13 protein-coding genes and 1 pseudogene are annotated in these 13,992 nt (G+C 61.5%); 7 read left to right on the top strand and 7 right to left on the bottom strand.

All coding sequences use genetic code 11. From position 1 onward, the window contains the following. Position 1 precedes the first annotated feature (1 nt). The 3 genes from OIU37_RS07905 to OIU37_RS07895 are packed head-to-tail and all read right to left on the bottom strand — an operon-like array spanning position 2 to position 4,355. Positions 2–1,144, bottom strand: coding sequence for a PQQ-dependent sugar dehydrogenase (locus OIU37_RS07905; RefSeq protein ID WP_264257040.1), 1,143 nt, complete (start codon positions 1,142–1,144; stop codon positions 2–4). 60 nt (positions 1,145–1,204) lie between these two features. Beyond that, positions 1,205–1,978, bottom strand: coding sequence for a class GN sortase (locus OIU37_RS07900; protein ID WP_264257039.1), 774 nt, complete (start codon positions 1,976–1,978; stop codon positions 1,205–1,207). Then, positions 1,968–4,355, bottom strand: a complete 2,388-nt coding sequence (locus OIU37_RS07895; protein ID WP_264257037.1) for a marine proteobacterial sortase target protein — start codon at positions 4,353–4,355, stop codon at positions 1,968–1,970. Before OIU37_RS07895 ends, OIU37_RS07900 begins: the two co-directional genes overlap by 11 nt. Before the next feature lie 384 nt (positions 4,356–4,739). On the opposite strand from OIU37_RS07895, the gene OIU37_RS07890 reads away from it, so the two are divergent. The 5 genes from OIU37_RS07890 (at position 4,740) to OIU37_RS07870 (ending at position 8,696) form a co-directional block, all read left to right on the top strand. Beyond that, positions 4,740–5,942 carry a pyridoxal phosphate-dependent aminotransferase gene (locus OIU37_RS07890; protein ID WP_168310667.1) on the top strand — a complete coding sequence of 401 codons (1,203 nt, stop codon included), beginning with the start codon at positions 4,740–4,742 and terminating at the stop codon, positions 5,940–5,942. Between the two features lie 101 nt (positions 5,943–6,043). After that, entirely contained in the window at positions 6,044–6,304 is a 261-nt protein-coding gene (locus OIU37_RS07885; RefSeq protein ID WP_003593113.1) for a type II toxin-antitoxin system Phd/YefM family antitoxin, read from the top strand. Positions 6,305–6,306: 2 nt separating this feature from the next. Then, positions 6,307–6,693 carry a type II toxin-antitoxin system VapC family toxin gene (locus OIU37_RS07880; RefSeq protein ID WP_168310668.1) on the top strand — a complete coding sequence of 129 codons (387 nt, stop codon included), beginning with the start codon at positions 6,307–6,309 and terminating at the stop codon, positions 6,691–6,693. Between the two features lie 100 nt (positions 6,694–6,793). Continuing rightward, on the top strand, positions 6,794–7,780 hold the full coding sequence (locus tag OIU37_RS07875; RefSeq protein WP_264257461.1) for a glycosyltransferase family 8 protein: 987 nt from the start codon (positions 6,794–6,796) through the stop codon (positions 7,778–7,780). Between the two features lie 46 nt (positions 7,781–7,826). Continuing rightward, positions 7,827–8,696 carry a 3-deoxy-manno-octulosonate cytidylyltransferase gene (locus OIU37_RS07870; RefSeq protein ID WP_180694494.1) on the top strand — a complete coding sequence of 290 codons (870 nt, stop codon included), beginning with the start codon at positions 7,827–7,829 and terminating at the stop codon, positions 8,694–8,696. Between the two features lie 100 nt (positions 8,697–8,796). Here OIU37_RS07870 and OIU37_RS07865 read toward each other — a convergent pair whose 3' ends face one another. Beyond that, the gene (locus tag OIU37_RS07865) at positions 8,797–9,894 is read right to left on the bottom strand and encodes a calcium:proton antiporter (protein WP_264257031.1); all 1,098 of its coding nucleotides are present in this window, start codon (positions 9,892–9,894) and stop codon (positions 8,797–8,799) included. A 231-nt stretch (positions 9,895–10,125) separates the two neighbouring features. Between OIU37_RS07865 and OIU37_RS07860 the strand changes: the two genes are divergently transcribed. After that, the gene (locus OIU37_RS07860) at positions 10,126–10,413 is read left to right on the top strand and encodes a DUF2188 domain-containing protein (protein ID WP_003541669.1); all 288 of its coding nucleotides are present in this window, start codon (positions 10,126–10,128) and stop codon (positions 10,411–10,413) included. On the opposite strand, the pseudogene OIU37_RS07855 reads toward OIU37_RS07860, so the two are convergent. Together OIU37_RS07855 and OIU37_RS07850 are read right to left on the bottom strand one after the other, a co-directional pair. Beyond that, positions 10,410–11,028 (bottom strand): annotated as a pseudogene (locus OIU37_RS07855) (GrpB family protein). The gene OIU37_RS07860 and the pseudogene OIU37_RS07855 sit on opposite strands and share 4 nt — an antisense overlap. A gap of 106 nt (positions 11,029–11,134) precedes the next feature. Continuing rightward, positions 11,135–12,034: a LysR family transcriptional regulator gene (locus OIU37_RS07850; protein ID WP_264257029.1), complete on the bottom strand. Its 900-nt coding sequence runs from the start codon at positions 12,032–12,034 to the stop codon at positions 11,135–11,137. Positions 12,035–12,128: 94 nt separating this feature from the next. Between OIU37_RS07850 and OIU37_RS07845 the strand changes: the two genes are divergently transcribed. Then, complete coding sequence (locus OIU37_RS07845; protein WP_264257028.1) at positions 12,129–13,151, top strand: NAD-dependent epimerase/dehydratase family protein; 1,023 nt, start codon at positions 12,129–12,131, stop codon at positions 13,149–13,151. Here the strand turns inward: OIU37_RS07845 and OIU37_RS07840 are convergent. Further along, a complete protein-coding gene (locus OIU37_RS07840) occupies positions 13,148–13,948 on the bottom strand; it encodes an aminoglycoside phosphotransferase family protein (RefSeq protein ID WP_264257026.1) in 801 nt (266 codons plus the stop codon). The two genes, OIU37_RS07845 and OIU37_RS07840, sit on opposite strands and share 4 nt — an antisense overlap. Between the last annotated feature and the right edge of the window lie 44 nt (positions 13,949–13,992).

Raw genomic sequence — 13,992 nt, 5'->3', positions numbered from 1 at the left:
CTCAGCCGTTGCGGGCTTGCGCTCTGGAGATCCTGAGCAGCGCGCCGTCGTCTTCGTCCGTCACCATCAGTAGCGCGCCGTCGGGTGCAACGACGACGTCGCGGACGCGGCCGTATTCGCCCTTGAACAGGCGCTCCTCGGCAACGAAGGCGCCGGTTTCGTCACGCTGCATGCGCGAGAGCAGCCGGAACTTCAGCGCAGCGACGATGAAATTGCCGTCCCATTCCGGGAACATGGCGCCGCGATAGACGACCAGCGCGCCAGGTGCGATCGACGGATCCCAATAATGCAGCGGCTGTTCCAGCCCTTCCTTGGCGGTGCCTTCGCCGATCTCGGCGCCCGAATAGTCTCGGCCATAGGTGATGATCGGCCAGCCGTAATTCTTGCCGGCCTCGGGCTGGTTGATCTCGTCGCCGCCGCGCGCGCCGTGTTCGACGGTATAGAGCTTGCCATCCTTGGCGTCGAAGGTGATGCCCTGCGGATTGCGGTGGCCTTTCGACCAGATTTCCGGCAGCGCCTTGCCCCCGTCCTTGAACGGATTGTCGGCAGGGATGCTGCCATCGGCATTGATATGGATGATCGAGCCGGCATCGTCCTGCCAGTTCTGCGAGCGGTTGCGGTTGCCGCGATCGCCGACGCTGATGAACAGCGTACCGTCAGGGGCAATCGCAATACGCGAGCCGTACTGGATATTGCCTGATGTGAAGCGCCGCATGGTGAAGATAGGCGTCACGGCGTCGAGTGTCTTCTCGTCAGTGGAAAGCATGGCGGTGAAGGCTTCGGTGCCGGAGCCCCGGCTGTTGGCGATGGCGGCGGTGAAATAGAGTTTGCGAGATGTCGCAAAGTCCGGCGCGAGCGCCACGTCCATCAGGCCACCCTGGCCACGGGCACTGACCTTGGGCACGCCCCCAATCGGGTCGGAGATCTTGCCGTCGCGGACGATGCGCATGCGGCCCGGCCGCTCGGTGACGAGATAGGCGCCATCGGGCAACACCTCGACTGCCCAGGGATGTTCGAGGCCGTCGGCGAGCTTGTCGACATGGACGGCGAGTTCCTGCGTATTGATGGTGTCGGCCGCATCCGCCGATACGGCGCCGAACAGGACCAGCGCTGCGGCGAAATGGAAGGCAGGCATTCTCTTCATCTTGCTTCCCCGTCGTCTCTACAGGCTGAACGTGGAGCGGGCAGGGGAGAGCTTCAACCCTCATTCAGCCTGCAATAACGGCTTTGTGTTCTGCGGTTGAACGGAACCCGTGACCTGGCCATCGACCAGTTCCGCCTCGAGGATGTAGCGCAACGGCCCGCGTTCGGTGGCATCGAAGGGCCAGCAGGTGGTCAACACCAGGCGGTGGCCATCGGAGGAGGGATCGATGCCGTTGGCATCCCATGGGGCGATGCGGCCCTCTCCGGCCTTGAAGGCCAATAGTTTGCCGTCGCGGCGAGTGACCTCGATCGTATCGCCCGGCCTTATATATTGCAGCCAGCGGAAATGCGTGTCGCGATGGGCGGCGATGACGGAGGTGCCTTCCTCGCCGGGCTGTGGCGTGTTGACGAGCCAGGCCGGACCGAAGGCCAGAGCCTCGCCAGAGGCGCCGGAGAGCACGATCGCCTCCTTGCCGAGACGCGGGGCGCGCACCTTTGCCTCCGTGGTGAAATCCGCCCAGGGCCAGGGTTTTGTCTCTTCGCCTCGCAATTCGGCGGCGAAGGCGCGTTTCAGCAGGATCTGGGAGAGTTCCGCCTTCGCCTTCAGCAGGAAGCCGTCGCCGATCAGCGCCAAGCCATAGAGGGCAAGGCCGGCGATGGCAAAGGCGATCGCCTTTTCGATCGAGGAAAGTCGCCAGAGGAAGAAACCCTTCCGCTGGCGAGGCTTCGGTATGTCGTGGGCCGTGGCGGCGGCCATGGCGAGCTCCAGATAGGTCGGAAGCGGCTTGAATTCGGCCGCTTCCTCGTTCTGGCTTGCGGAGAGCCTAGAGACCATTGCGCTTGGCTCCGACCGCGATCATGCGCTTGAGGCGGCGGCGCCAGACGGCCAGTCCGCTTGCCGCCGTCAGCGCCAGGAGCAGCATGGTCAGCCCGCGGATGATCTGCTCGTCGGCGCGCGTCGCCGTTTGCGGCAGGTTCACGGTCGTGCTTTTTTGCGCGATCATGGTGGCGGCTTTGGCGGTTGGGGCTGCGGCCATCATGTTTGCGATCTCAGGCGATGCGGCAAGTGCCTGTGTTTCGGCCGCAGCCTGTTCCGGCCCGACGTTTCCTGCCGGCGTGGCCGAGCCATGACGCTCCGCGCCACCAAGAGGGACAGTGTTTTCGCCGAAGACCTTATCGAAATCCCAACCATCCGGCAGATTGAGCGGCAGCTTGGCCGAGCCGAGCGGCTGATCGGCCGGGCGCGACGGGGTGACATCCACGGCAACCAGGCTGGTGACGCGGGAGACGAGATGGTGGGCGAGCGCCACCGTCTCGATATCCTTATCGAGCGCGGCCGGATCCTGACGTTCATAGGCACGGGCCTCGAAATCGTCGATCTTGCGGCGGGCCCAGAGCTTGGAAATACCGCTGCCGTCGGCGGCATTGGGGATATCCATCTCGACGCGCCAGGGCTGGTCGCCTGTCTTGCCGACGATCTGCAGCTTGCTGGCGGGCTTATCGTCAGGCAGCTGCGCGGTCAGCACGACGGGTTCGCCGCTGTAGAGGTCCGGCATCGGGTTCGGCGTGATATCCTCGGCTTCGATGCCTTGGAAGGTCGCTGAGATATCGGTCATGGCTGGGTTCTGCAGCTTGGCGAAAAGCTCGCCCATGCGGCTTGCCACCTGATCGGTCGAGCCGATCGCCGTGAAGGTGCCGCGGCCGACTTCGGCCGCCTTGGTCATGAAATAGGTGTTCGGCGCCGAGCCGATGCCGACGGTGAAGACGCGGGCATCGCCGCGGTTTGCGGTGATTTCCTGGAACAGTTGCTGTTCGTTGCCGATCGCGCCATCCGTCAGGAACACGATCTGGCGTAGCGCTCCGGTGGCGACCGGTCCCTGGTTGCGCAGCGCAGCCTGCAAGGCAGGCAGCATTTCCGTGCCGCCGTCGGCTGTCAGGCCTCGGACATAGGCGATCGCCTTTTCGCGATTGTCAGGAGTGGCAGTGACGAGACCTTTGAAGTAGTCCGTCATCGTATCGTCGAAGCGGATGACGTTGAAGCGGTCGTCGGGGTTCAGCTTTGAGATGGCAAGGGCCAGGCTCTGCCTTGCCTGCTCGATCGACGGGCCGGACATGGAGCCGGAATTGTCGATGACGAAGACCACCTCGCGTTTTGCCGGCGGCGCTGCCGTATCCGGGGCCGTGGGCGGGGTGACGAAGGCGAGCAGATAGGTCTTGCCATCAATCACTTCACGGAAGAGGCCGGCACTCGGCATTTTGCCGGGAGCGGCCTTCCAGGTGAGTTCGAAATCCTTATCGGCGGGAACGGTGTCCGCCTTCAGGCTGATCGTCCTCGCCTGGTCGCCATCCTGGCTGATATCGACGTCGTGGAAAGACGATTTAACATCGCCGAGCGGGAAACCGGCCCGGAGGCCGACGGTCAGCGAAACCGGATTGATCCTGGCGTTCTCACGCGGATCGAGCACGGGGGCTTCGATCTTGTCGCGGTTTTCCACCGGGTCGCGCGGCGTGGCGAAACCGGTGCCGTTGTTGAACTCGACAGTCTGGACGATCGGCGCCGGATTGTAGCGCGGAGCGACGACCATCGGGAAGCGCAGCGAGAACTCGCCACCCGACTGGTGGACGGTCTGCTGGTATTCGATCTGGACGACGATGGTTTCGCCGGGACCGATATTGGCGACCTGGTTTGTGAAGATGTTCGGCCGCTGCTGCTCGAGCAACGCCGTCTTCTTGCCCTCGGCCTTGGCCTGCTCGTAGATCTCGCGGGCTTCCTGGCGCGGCTTGATCTGGCCTTCGATGAAGCGTTCGCCGATCTGCATTTTCAGTGCGTCGACGGCGGAATTGTCCGGCAGCGGGAAGACGTAGGTGCCTTCGACCCAACCCCGGCTCGGATTCTGGAAGCGCTGCGTCACCTTCACCCTGGCGATCGGGCCGGAGACATCGATGGCGACATCGGTCTTCAGCCGCGGCGCTTCGACATAGAAGCCCGGCTCCTTCGACGGAAAGAGCAGCGAGCCGCTATTGACGTCGTTCGGCCGGACAAGCGCCGCGAGCTGGGCGGATGCCTGTGGCGTCTCGGTGGCGCGGGCGGCGGAGGCAAGCCCCAGTATCGCGGCGATGCAGGCGGCAAAGGCGGTGACGGCAATAAGGACTGAAACGGAAATTCGGCGCGCACGAATGCGCCCTATAATAAACTCATCTTCCAGAAACATTGGCATACCCTCAATAACCAATTTCGGATGCCGGATGATGCGGCTTCGATCTCGGCGCGCTCGCGACCGAATTGCGGCGTGGCGCGGCATTTGTTGCGGCTTATTCGTGGCAATGGCCGAATTCGACGATGCCACTGATTTCAGGGGATAAATCCCGATGACTTCGGAGATTGATTCAAGATCTCCGCATAGCGTTTCGACCGCGTGACGCAAGGCTTCTCCGAAGGGGCGGCATGCCGGGCGGGCGGCGCGGCGAACCGATCAATAAGAATCATGCCACCATGACGCCTTTCCGCTTGAAATGCCGTCATACATTGGACATAGAGCTAACCGCAGAACTCCGGTCCCGGCTTTCTGCCCGTTTCAACCATTAGGACCGTTATCATGGCTTTCCTTGCCGATGCTCTTTCCCGTGTGAAGCCTTCAGCCACCATCGCAGTCTCCCAGAAAGCGCGCGAGCTGAAAGCAAAAGGACGTGACGTCATTGGCCTCGGCGCGGGTGAACCGGATTTCGATACGCCCGATAATATCAAGACGGCCGCCATCGACGCGATTAACCGCGGCGAGACGAAGTACACGCCGGTTTCCGGTATCCCGGAACTGCGCAAGGCGATCGCCGCCAAGTTCAAGCGCGAGAACGGCCTCGACTATTCCTGGGAGCAGACAATCGTCGGCACCGGCGGCAAGCAGATCCTTTTCAACGCCTTCATGGCAACGCTGAACCCCGGCGACGAAGTCGTCATCCCGGCGCCGTATTGGGTTTCCTATCCTGAGATGGTGGCGCTGTGCGGTGGCACGCCGGTTTTCGTTTCGGCCACCCAGGAGCATAACTTCAAGCTCCAGGCCGCGGATCTCGAAAAGGCGATCACGCCGAAGACCAAGTGGTTCATCTTCAATTCGCCGTCCAACCCGACGGGGGCGGCCTATACGCAGGACGAGCTGAAGGCGCTGACGGATGTGCTGATGAAGCATCCGCAGGTCTGGGTGCTGACCGACGACATGTACGAGCACCTGACCTATGGTGACTTCAAGTTCGTCACGCCTGTGGAAGTCGAGCCGAAGCTTTACGACCGTACGCTGACGATGAACGGCGTCTCCAAGGCCTATGCGATGACCGGCTGGCGTATCGGCTATGCCGCCGGTCCGATCCAGCTCATCAAGGCCATGGACATGATCCAGGGTCAGCAGACTTCGGGTGCGACGTCGATCGCCCAGTGGGCGGCTGTCGAAGCGCTGAACGGCACGCAGGACTTCATCCCTGCGAACAAGAAGATCTTCGAAGGCCGTCGCGATCTCGTCGTTTCCATGCTGAACCAGGCCAAGGGCATTGTCTGCCCGGTGCCGGAAGGCGCCTTCTATGTCTATCCGTCCTGCGCCGGCCTGATCGGCAAGACGGCTCCGTCGGGTAAGGTCATCGAGACCGATGAGGATTTCGTTTCCGAATTACTGGAATCCGAAGGCGTCGCCGTTGTTCACGGCTCAGCCTTCGGCCTCGGTCCGAACTTCCGGATCTCCTATGCAACGTCGGAAGAGCTTCTCGAAGAGGCCTGCCGCCGCATCCAGCGCTTCTGCGGCGCCTGCAAGTAAGCCGATTGATACAGCATCGATCGAGGGTCTGCTGGCGAAGGCGGACCTTTTTCTTTGTGGCGACGTTGACGATGTAGCTGCATGTGGCTACATTTACCCTCATGAAGACCGTTTCGATCCGTGATGCGAAGAACCGCCTGACCGAACTCGCCCGTGAGGTCGAGGAAGGTGAAACCATTGTCGTGACACGCAACGGCCGGCCGGTGTTCGATCTCGTGCCGCATCAAAAACGCGGCGGTTTGAACCTGGAAGCCGGTCAGGCTTATCTTCGTGCACGGGGCATCACCAATCCCGTGCCGTTCATTGCGGATGATTTTGATGATCCGCTGCCCGAGGATTTTCTTCTGAAGCCTTTGCCGTAGCCATGAGGCTTCTCCTTGATACCCATATCGTTCTCGCGATCCTCCGCAAGGACGTCGGGCAACGGTTCCCGGAGATTGCCACGCTGCTTGGTGATAGCAAGACTGAGGGCTTCGTCAGCGTTGCAAGTCTCTGGGAAACGGCGATCAAGGCTCGATTGGGAAAGCTGGATCCTGGCATGCCGCTTGAAGACATCGCGCGGTCTCTTGAGGAGATAGGGCTGATACTGTTGCGGATAGAAATACAGCACGTCATCACCGCCGCCGACCCCGAGCCGGAGACGCGCGATCCCTTCGATCGCTTGCTGCTGGCGCAATGCAAGGTCGAGGGGCTGCAGCTTGCGACGGTCGACCGGCTGCTCGTCGATCATCCATTGGCGCTGCGGCTCTAAGTTCACGTTCCGATTCAATATGCTCCTCATCTGAATCCGCTTTGCCTCGCAAGTCGTTGAATTCCGATTCAAAACGTGACGCAGAGTGACGGTCCGGCGGGTGATCTGCGGTTGCGGGTTGGCATCAAACCAACTAGATATCCGGCATCAGTTTAAGTCGCCGCTTCGGGAGGCCGGGATTTTGCAGCAGAGTGCCGTGATCGTCTGTTCGGATGTCAACATGCTGCCGGCCGCCTGCTGCACCCTGCTTTCCGTCAAGCGCAATCTCTCAAGTTCCACTGTCGAGTTCCTGCTTCTCGGTATCGATCTCAAGCCGAACGAGATCGCCCAGGTCGGAAATTTCGCGCGGCTGCACGGCATGGCAATCAAGGTGCTGCCCTATAATACGCCGGATACGGCCCTGCAGGCGCGAGGCCGCTGGTCGGCTGCGACGCTGGCGCGGCTCTACATGGATTTGCATATACCCGATCATATCGAGCGCCTGCTTTACCTCGACGCCGATGTGCTGGCGGTTTCGTCCGTCGACGAACTCTTCACGAGGGATTTTCAAGGCAAGGCGCTTGCCGCCATAGACGATTATGTCATGGCCTTTCCCGAGAAGGCCGGTGCACGGCAGCGGAAGATCGGCATGCACGAGGGCGGTCACTATTTCAATGCCGGCGTGCTGCTGTTCGATTGGTCGGCCTGCCGGTCGAGGGGGCTTTTTGCCAGGACACGGGAGATCTTCGAGGAGCGGTCGCATCTTTTCGAGAATAACGACCAAGATGCGCTGAACGTCACTTTCGATGGCGACTGGCTGGTGCTCGATCCGCGCTGGAACGCGCAGACCGGCCTCCTGCCTTTCGTTGGCCGACCGGCGATCATCCATTTCACCGGCCGGAAAAAGCCGTGGCAGGCGACTGTGCCGTGGGTGCATCGCCGGATGGCCAAGCGTTATGCCGAGGATCTCGCCAATACGCCATGGGCTTCCTTCTGCAGGCAGCCGTCGATGACGGGTCGGATCGCGGGGTTCCTTTCGCATTTGGGAAAGCGGATCGGCGGGCTGGCGCGGCTGGCGCGAACACGCGCTTATTTCAGCAACAGCTAGTGGGACGGCAGAACGCATCGTCCTTGGAAAGTGCATGTGAGCCGATATGGAAGCAATCCCCAGCGACACGCAGACCATGGCCGCCCCGGATAGCGGCTTCAATTTTCTGACGCCGGATGCGTGGAAGGCGCTGTTGTCGCACTATTCCCACATCGTGCTGGTGGCAAACAGTGAAGCCGTCGACTTCAAACGGCTGCGAAGCGAATTGCCGGAGACGGCGCTCTACATCTTCTTCAACAATGTCTATAAGGTGCTCGACGAACCCTTCGCCGGCCATGCAGTGCTGTTTGCCCGCAGCGGCGTGATGGGCGCCAATATCGTCCACCGGCGCGAGGCGGCGGATGTTCTGCACTTCTTTGCCGGCGACGATTTTTTGGGTGTCGTCAACATACGCGTCTCCCCCGAGGAAAACTTCAGCGAAGAGGGCCGCTTCGAAGGCGCTGAAACCCGTCACCTTGATCTGACGAAAATGGTCGTCGACCTCTATCCGGTGGGCAAGATCGCGACAAGTGGTTTTGCGGTGGCGCTGTGGCTCGCCGAGCTGCAACTGCCGGGCAAGATCCTGCTTGCCGGATTTTCGGCCAAGAGGAGCGAGAAGTGGAAGGTTTTCGACGTGCACGACTGGACGTTCGAGCAGATCTTCCTGCGTCTCTTTGCCCGGATGGGCACGATCTCGATGATGGGCGGCGTGGATGCCAGCCCTTATGCGGCACTCGCCAGACGGTTTCCACAGGTGCCGCCGATCGAGATCGCGATGACGGCGGCCGAAGTCCTGTCGGAACGGCTCCACAACGCAAATAGCCAGATCGACAGGCTCATGTCCGTCACCAAATCCATCCGCGCCATCGAGGGTTTCTTCCGGCGCTTCAAGCCGAAAACCCGCAAGCAGCGTTTCCTCGAAAAGTCGAAGGAATGACTGTCGAAGCTCTCCTCAAAAAGTGGGCTGTCAAGCCGCTCTGTGAGTTGACGTTACGCGTGCGGATCACTGCTATCCGTTCCCCTGTCGGGAAGGACCTTCAAAGCCCCAGCGCCGTCAGCATGATGAAGGTGGCGAAGAGGATGAAATGCGTCATGCCCTCGATGGCGTTGGTTTCGCCATCGTTGAGGTTGATCGCCGCGGCAATCAGCGTGATCGCCACCATCACCGTCTGTACCGGGGTCATCGCCATGATGAAGGGCTGGCCGGTATAGAGCGCGATCGCCTCCATGACGGGCACCGTCAGAATGACCGTCGACAGCGAGGCGCCCATGGCGATGTTGACCGTCGCCTGCATACGGTTCCTGAGTGCCGCCCTTAATGCGGTCAGGATCTCGGGAGCGGCTGAAATCGCTGCGACGACGACGGCGGTCACGGCGATCGGCGCGCCGCTGTCGCGCAGGCCTTCGGTCATGAAGGTCGCCATGAATTCCGCGAGCAGGCCGATAATGATGACGCCGACGAGAATGGTGGCGATCGAGATCGCGGCCGACTCGTCGTGGCCCTGCTCGTGCGGACTTTCTTTCTGCCGTTCGGAGCGCGGATAGCTGTAGCTGAAGAAATAGCTGTGCTGGCCGACCTGCATGCGCAGGAAGAGGCCGTAGAGCGCGATCATCGCGACGATGGTGAAGGCGGAATAATAGTGCCACTTATCGCTGGGCACGAATTCCGGCACGATCATCGAGATGCCCATGGCGGTGAGGATCATCACGCCGTAGGTCTTGCCGGAATTGTCATTATAGGGCTGTTCGCCATGCTTGAGGCCGCCGAGCAGGGCGGCCAGGCCGAGAATGCCGTTGATATCGAGCATCAAGGCTGAATAGATCGTGTCGCGCACCAGCGTCGGCGAGCTCTCGCCGCTCATCATGATGGCGAGGATGATGACTTCGACGGCGACGGCCGAGAGCGTCAGGATCATCGTGCCGTAGGGATCGCCGACCTTGACGGCGAGCAGCTCGGCATGATGGGCAACGCGGATCGAGGCGAGTACGATGGTGCCGACCAGGCTAGCGGCGGCAATCAGCGCGACGCCGCGCCCCATCTCGATCGCCGCATGTTCGAAGAAATAGGTGATCGCTGCAACGACAAGTGCGGCGACCAGAAACTTTTCCTCTTTAAAGCGTGACGCGATCCCCAAGCCTCAGCTCCTGTCCCGATTCATGCGTTTTATCTAAGTCACTGATTTCGCATATCAAGCAAGTTCTGGTCGAGCGCCATTTGCAGTCTTCGGCGTTTAATGGAATACTGAACGCCATCGGGGCCGGAAAGCAGATCGCGGCGTCCTCGAATTCTCGTCAAGCGGCCGCGATGATCCGGATCCTTTCCGGAAGCGTGCGAATGCGCAACAAGAAGATGAGGAGACGGATGCATGATCAAGGTGGTCTACGAAGTCGTGCCGCATGACGGCGGCTGGGCCTACAGGCTGGGGGGTGTCTATTCAGAGGCATTCCCGACCCATGCCGAGGCGCTTGAAGCTGCGCGCATCGTCGCGGCCGAACAGCAGGTCGGCGGCGATTCCGCCGAGATCAGTTGGCAGGACGAGAACGGCAAGTGGCATGAGGAATATGCCGAAGGTGGCGACCGGCCGGAAACCGAGGTGGTGGACGGCCAGTGGAAGGATCGCACGGCCGAGGCCTCCCAAGGCATCGGAAGCTAACCATCTCCCGCCAATGCCCGCGCGACGATCGCATCGACGAATTCGTGCTTGTGCGCAGTATAGCCGTCGCCGTCCATCCGGAATTGGGCTGCCAGCCTGCGTTTGAGTGCGGCATAATCGGCCGCCGCATGTGGATGCGCGATGAGATAATCCCGGAAAGCCAGCCTGTTTCGATGAGTGCCGTTGCCGGCCGGGCAAAGGTAGACCCGCTCCGCCGGCACTGAACCTCTCGACAGAAACGCGTGCTGCATAATTCCTTAAATCGGAATCGATTTAAGGGTAAAATTATGCAGCCATTCAAAGTGCTACAGCGTCCTTTGCGCGTCTGAAAAGACGCGCGGCGCTGTAGACGTCGTCGTCATAGCGGTTGCCGCGTGGCTCGTAGCCTTCGGCCAGGAGCACGCGTGTGGCGCCGTCGATATGACCGAGGCTGGGAAGGACGATGTCGATTTCGATGAGCGGCTTGGCGATCATGCCTGGTATCGACGTGCTGCCGATATGATCGATGGACAGCGCCTGCAGCAGCAAGGCCAGAAGCCTGCCGCGGATCCGCTGGAAGGCTTGCGGCCACTGTGGATCGCACGGCACGAGTTCAACCGGATTGTGCGTTGTCATATACATCTCGCCTGGAGTGGCGCGCGTCCGATAGAATGCGCTAGGGACGCTCCATTTTCTGAAATTTGCGCATGATTCTTTCCGAAAATCGATTCCGATTTCGCGGTCACGCACTGGCCGAATATCGGTGATAGTCCTGCAGGCCCCTGACCAATGCATCGAAGGTGACACGGCAGCGCGGCGAAGTCTTCAGGCTCTCATGCATCGCCACCCAGGTGCCGAGCGGTATGGCGAAGGCATCGGGCAGGACGTGGACAAGGTCGAGGTTCCCCCGCGCAAGTCCGATCTGGCAGAGACCGATGCCGACGCCGGCGCGGATTGCCGAGAGCTGGGCAAGATTGCTGTCGGTCCTGTAGGAGAACTCGATGCCGGGCACGGCATAGCGTTTCATCGCCATGCGGACATAGGCCGTCTGTCGGTCGAAGCCGATCAGCCGGTGGTTTGTGAGGTCAGCCAGGGTTTGCGGAATGCCGTGTCGTTCGAGATAGCGGCGATGGGCATGAAAGCCAAGGGGGATATCGCCGATGCGGCGCACGACGAGTGCGGCCTGCTGCGGCTCGGCCATGCGCACGGCAATATCGGCCTCGCGATTCACCAGGTCCTCGATCATATCGGATGCCGAGAGCTCGATCTGCAGTTCGGGATAGGTCTCCTGCAGCGGTCCGAGAATCGCCGGCAGCACTTCGACGGCGATGACCTCGCTGGCGCTGACCCTGACCGTTCCCGCCACGCGCTCGCGCTCACCGGATGCGATACGCAAAAGGGCGGCGGTGGTTGCCGCCAGCGTCTCGGCATAGGGTTTTAGCGCCAGTGCGGCGTCGGTCGGCAGCAGACCGTTCGGTGAGCGGGTGAAGAGTTCGGCGCCGATCGCCAGCTCCAGTGCATCGACATGGCGGCCTATGGTCGGCTGCGTCAACCCCAGTTCGCGGGCGGCGGCCGAAAGCGACCCCTGCTGAAGCACGGTCAGGAAACTGCGGTAGAAATCCCAGCTCGGCTCGACGCTCATATATTTTTGTATAGCAGATGTATTTCTTTCGTCAATTTCGTTTATGCCGTTCTGATGGCATGATCTTCTCATCCGATCGAAGGAGATGATTGTCATGAGCAGTGAAATGAAGACGACCGCCCTCGTTCTCGGCGCGACTGGCGGTATTGGCAGCGCAGTTGCCCGCAAGCTGATTGCGCGCGGCTGGCGCATCCGGGCGCTTAACCGTGATGCCGCCAAGGCGTCGAGGAGCGAGCCGGCTTTCGAATGGGTGCAGGGCGATGCGATGAATGCCGGTGACGTCCTGAGGGCGGCTGAAGGCGTCGGGCTGATCGTCCATGCCGTCAATCCGCCCGGATACCGCGACTGGGAAACGCTGGTGCTGCCGATGCTCGACAATACCATCGCCGCTGCTCGCGCTGTCGGCGTGCGCATCGTGCTGCCGGGCAACGTCTATAATTTCGGTCCCGATGCGCTGCCAGCGCCGACGGAAGAAAGCCCGCAGCATCCGGTGACGAAGAAGGGGGCGATCCGGGTCGAAATGGAGAAGCGGCTGAAGGCGGCGTCACAGTCCGGCGCTGGCGTCATCATCGTCAGGGCAGGGGATTTCTTCGGTCCGGGCACGACGGCCAATAGCTGGTTTTCGTCCGGTCTCGTGACCCCAGGCAAGCCGGTTGGCACGATCAGGAACCCGGGTCGGCGCGATGTCGGTCATCAATGGGCCTACCTGCCAGACATGGCGGAAACCATCGCCCAGCTCATCGAGCGGGCCGATCGGCTGCCGGACTTCGCCGTCTATCACATGGAGGGGTTCTGGGATGCGGACGGTATGCAGATGGCCGAAGCGATCAGGCGCGTCGCCGGCGGCAAGGCGAAGATCGGCGGCTTTCCCTGGTGGATCGTGCCGCTGGCGGCGCCCTTCGTTCCTGTGATGCGGGAGATCAAGGAGATGCGTTATCTCTGGAAGGTGCCGGTGCGGATGCGGAACACCAGGCTTAAGGCTGAACTCGGCAAGGAGCCGCAGACGCCGATCGACGAGGCGGTCAGGGCTTCGCTCGTGGCGCTTGGCTGCCTGCCCGAACCGCAGCGCGAGACGGCGGTCGCCTTTATCGCACATTCGCCTGAGAATGCGGGTTAGATCTGGAGTTCGGCCAGCGCGATCCGGGCGACCGTCAGCGCTTTTTCTGCCTGCTCGATGTTCGGATCGCCAAGGAACCACGCGGCAGAAAGACCGGAATAGGCGGCGATCCATTGCAGCAGCCGCTTCGGCTCGAGCCCGGCCTCCGCCGAGACGATGGCGAGCTGGCGGCGGAAACGGACGGGATCGGTGATCGTCGGCAGCTCCTCGTTGGCGAAGATGTTGGCGAAATCGAAACTGCGCTCGCCGTAGAGTCGCTTTGGATCGATCGCCAGCCAGCCGCGCGCCTCGAAATCGAGGATGTTCTCGTGATGAATATCGCCGTGGAGAACAGCGAGGTCGCGCGGATCGGCAAGGAGCGCGTTGGCGATCGCCGAGCAATCGGCAAGCGTGCCGCCATGCTTGCCCGCTGCTGGTTCCAGATCGCGGAACCAGCGGGTAAGGGGGATGGGATCTGGAAGCGTTTTTTCGCGCGGCGCATGCAGCCGTGCCGCCGTCCCGCAGAGGATGCGGCTTGCCTCGTCGTCCCCGCCGTTCATCGCCATGGCAAGCAGCGAGCGTTTCCCCATCGCCCTTTCGAGCAGCACGGCGTCGTCCTCACGGGCGTAGACATAAGCTGCGCCGTCACCGTCCCACCATTGCATCAGAAGCGCGCCGTATCGTTCGTCGATATCCGCCGCCACTTTCAGCATGGCAGGCCTGTCCTGCCAGAGGACCGGCAGCAGGCGGCTGGAGTGGGTGATGATGGGCTCGCCGTCTGATATGAGCGACCAGCGATGGAGATAAGAATCGAACATGGCGACACACTACAAAGATGCATCGAAAATGGAAATCCCGCCTT

The organism is Rhizobium sp. BT-226 (assembly GCF_025847085.2).
Lineage (GTDB): Bacteria > Pseudomonadota > Alphaproteobacteria > Rhizobiales > Rhizobiaceae > Rhizobium > Rhizobium sophorae.
Note: the sequence above shows the minus strand (reverse complement) of the source record. Positions and strands in the feature narration are given on the sequence as shown.

What these genes read in the sequence shown, in the direction of transcription:
- OIU37_RS07860 (WP_003541669.1), top strand. Translation starts at nt 10,126, where the DNA reads ATGATCAAGGTGGTCTACGAAGTCGTGCCGCATGACGGCGGCTGGGCC.
- OIU37_RS07895 (WP_264257037.1), bottom strand. Translation starts at nt 4,355, where the DNA reads ATGTTTCTGGAAGATGAGTTTATTATAGGGCGCATTCGTGCGCGCCGA.
- OIU37_RS07890 (WP_168310667.1), top strand. Translation starts at nt 4,740, where the DNA reads ATGGCTTTCCTTGCCGATGCTCTTTCCCGTGTGAAGCCTTCAGCCACC.
- OIU37_RS07870 (WP_180694494.1), top strand. Translation starts at nt 7,827, where the DNA reads ATGGAAGCAATCCCCAGCGACACGCAGACCATGGCCGCCCCGGATAGC.
- OIU37_RS07905 (WP_264257040.1), bottom strand. Translation starts at nt 1,144, where the DNA reads ATGAAGAGAATGCCTGCCTTCCATTTCGCCGCAGCGCTGGTCCTGTTC.
- OIU37_RS07850 (WP_264257029.1), bottom strand. Translation starts at nt 12,034, where the DNA reads ATGAGCGTCGAGCCGAGCTGGGATTTCTACCGCAGTTTCCTGACCGTG.
- OIU37_RS07880 (WP_168310668.1), top strand. Translation starts at nt 6,307, where the DNA reads ATGAGGCTTCTCCTTGATACCCATATCGTTCTCGCGATCCTCCGCAAG.
- OIU37_RS07845 (WP_264257028.1), top strand. Translation starts at nt 12,129, where the DNA reads ATGAGCAGTGAAATGAAGACGACCGCCCTCGTTCTCGGCGCGACTGGC.
- OIU37_RS07900 (WP_264257039.1), bottom strand. Translation starts at nt 1,978, where the DNA reads ATGGTCTCTAGGCTCTCCGCAAGCCAGAACGAGGAAGCGGCCGAATTC.
- OIU37_RS07840 (WP_264257026.1), bottom strand. Translation starts at nt 13,948, where the DNA reads ATGTTCGATTCTTATCTCCATCGCTGGTCGCTCATATCAGACGGCGAG.
- OIU37_RS07885 (WP_003593113.1), top strand. Translation starts at nt 6,044, where the DNA reads ATGAAGACCGTTTCGATCCGTGATGCGAAGAACCGCCTGACCGAACTC.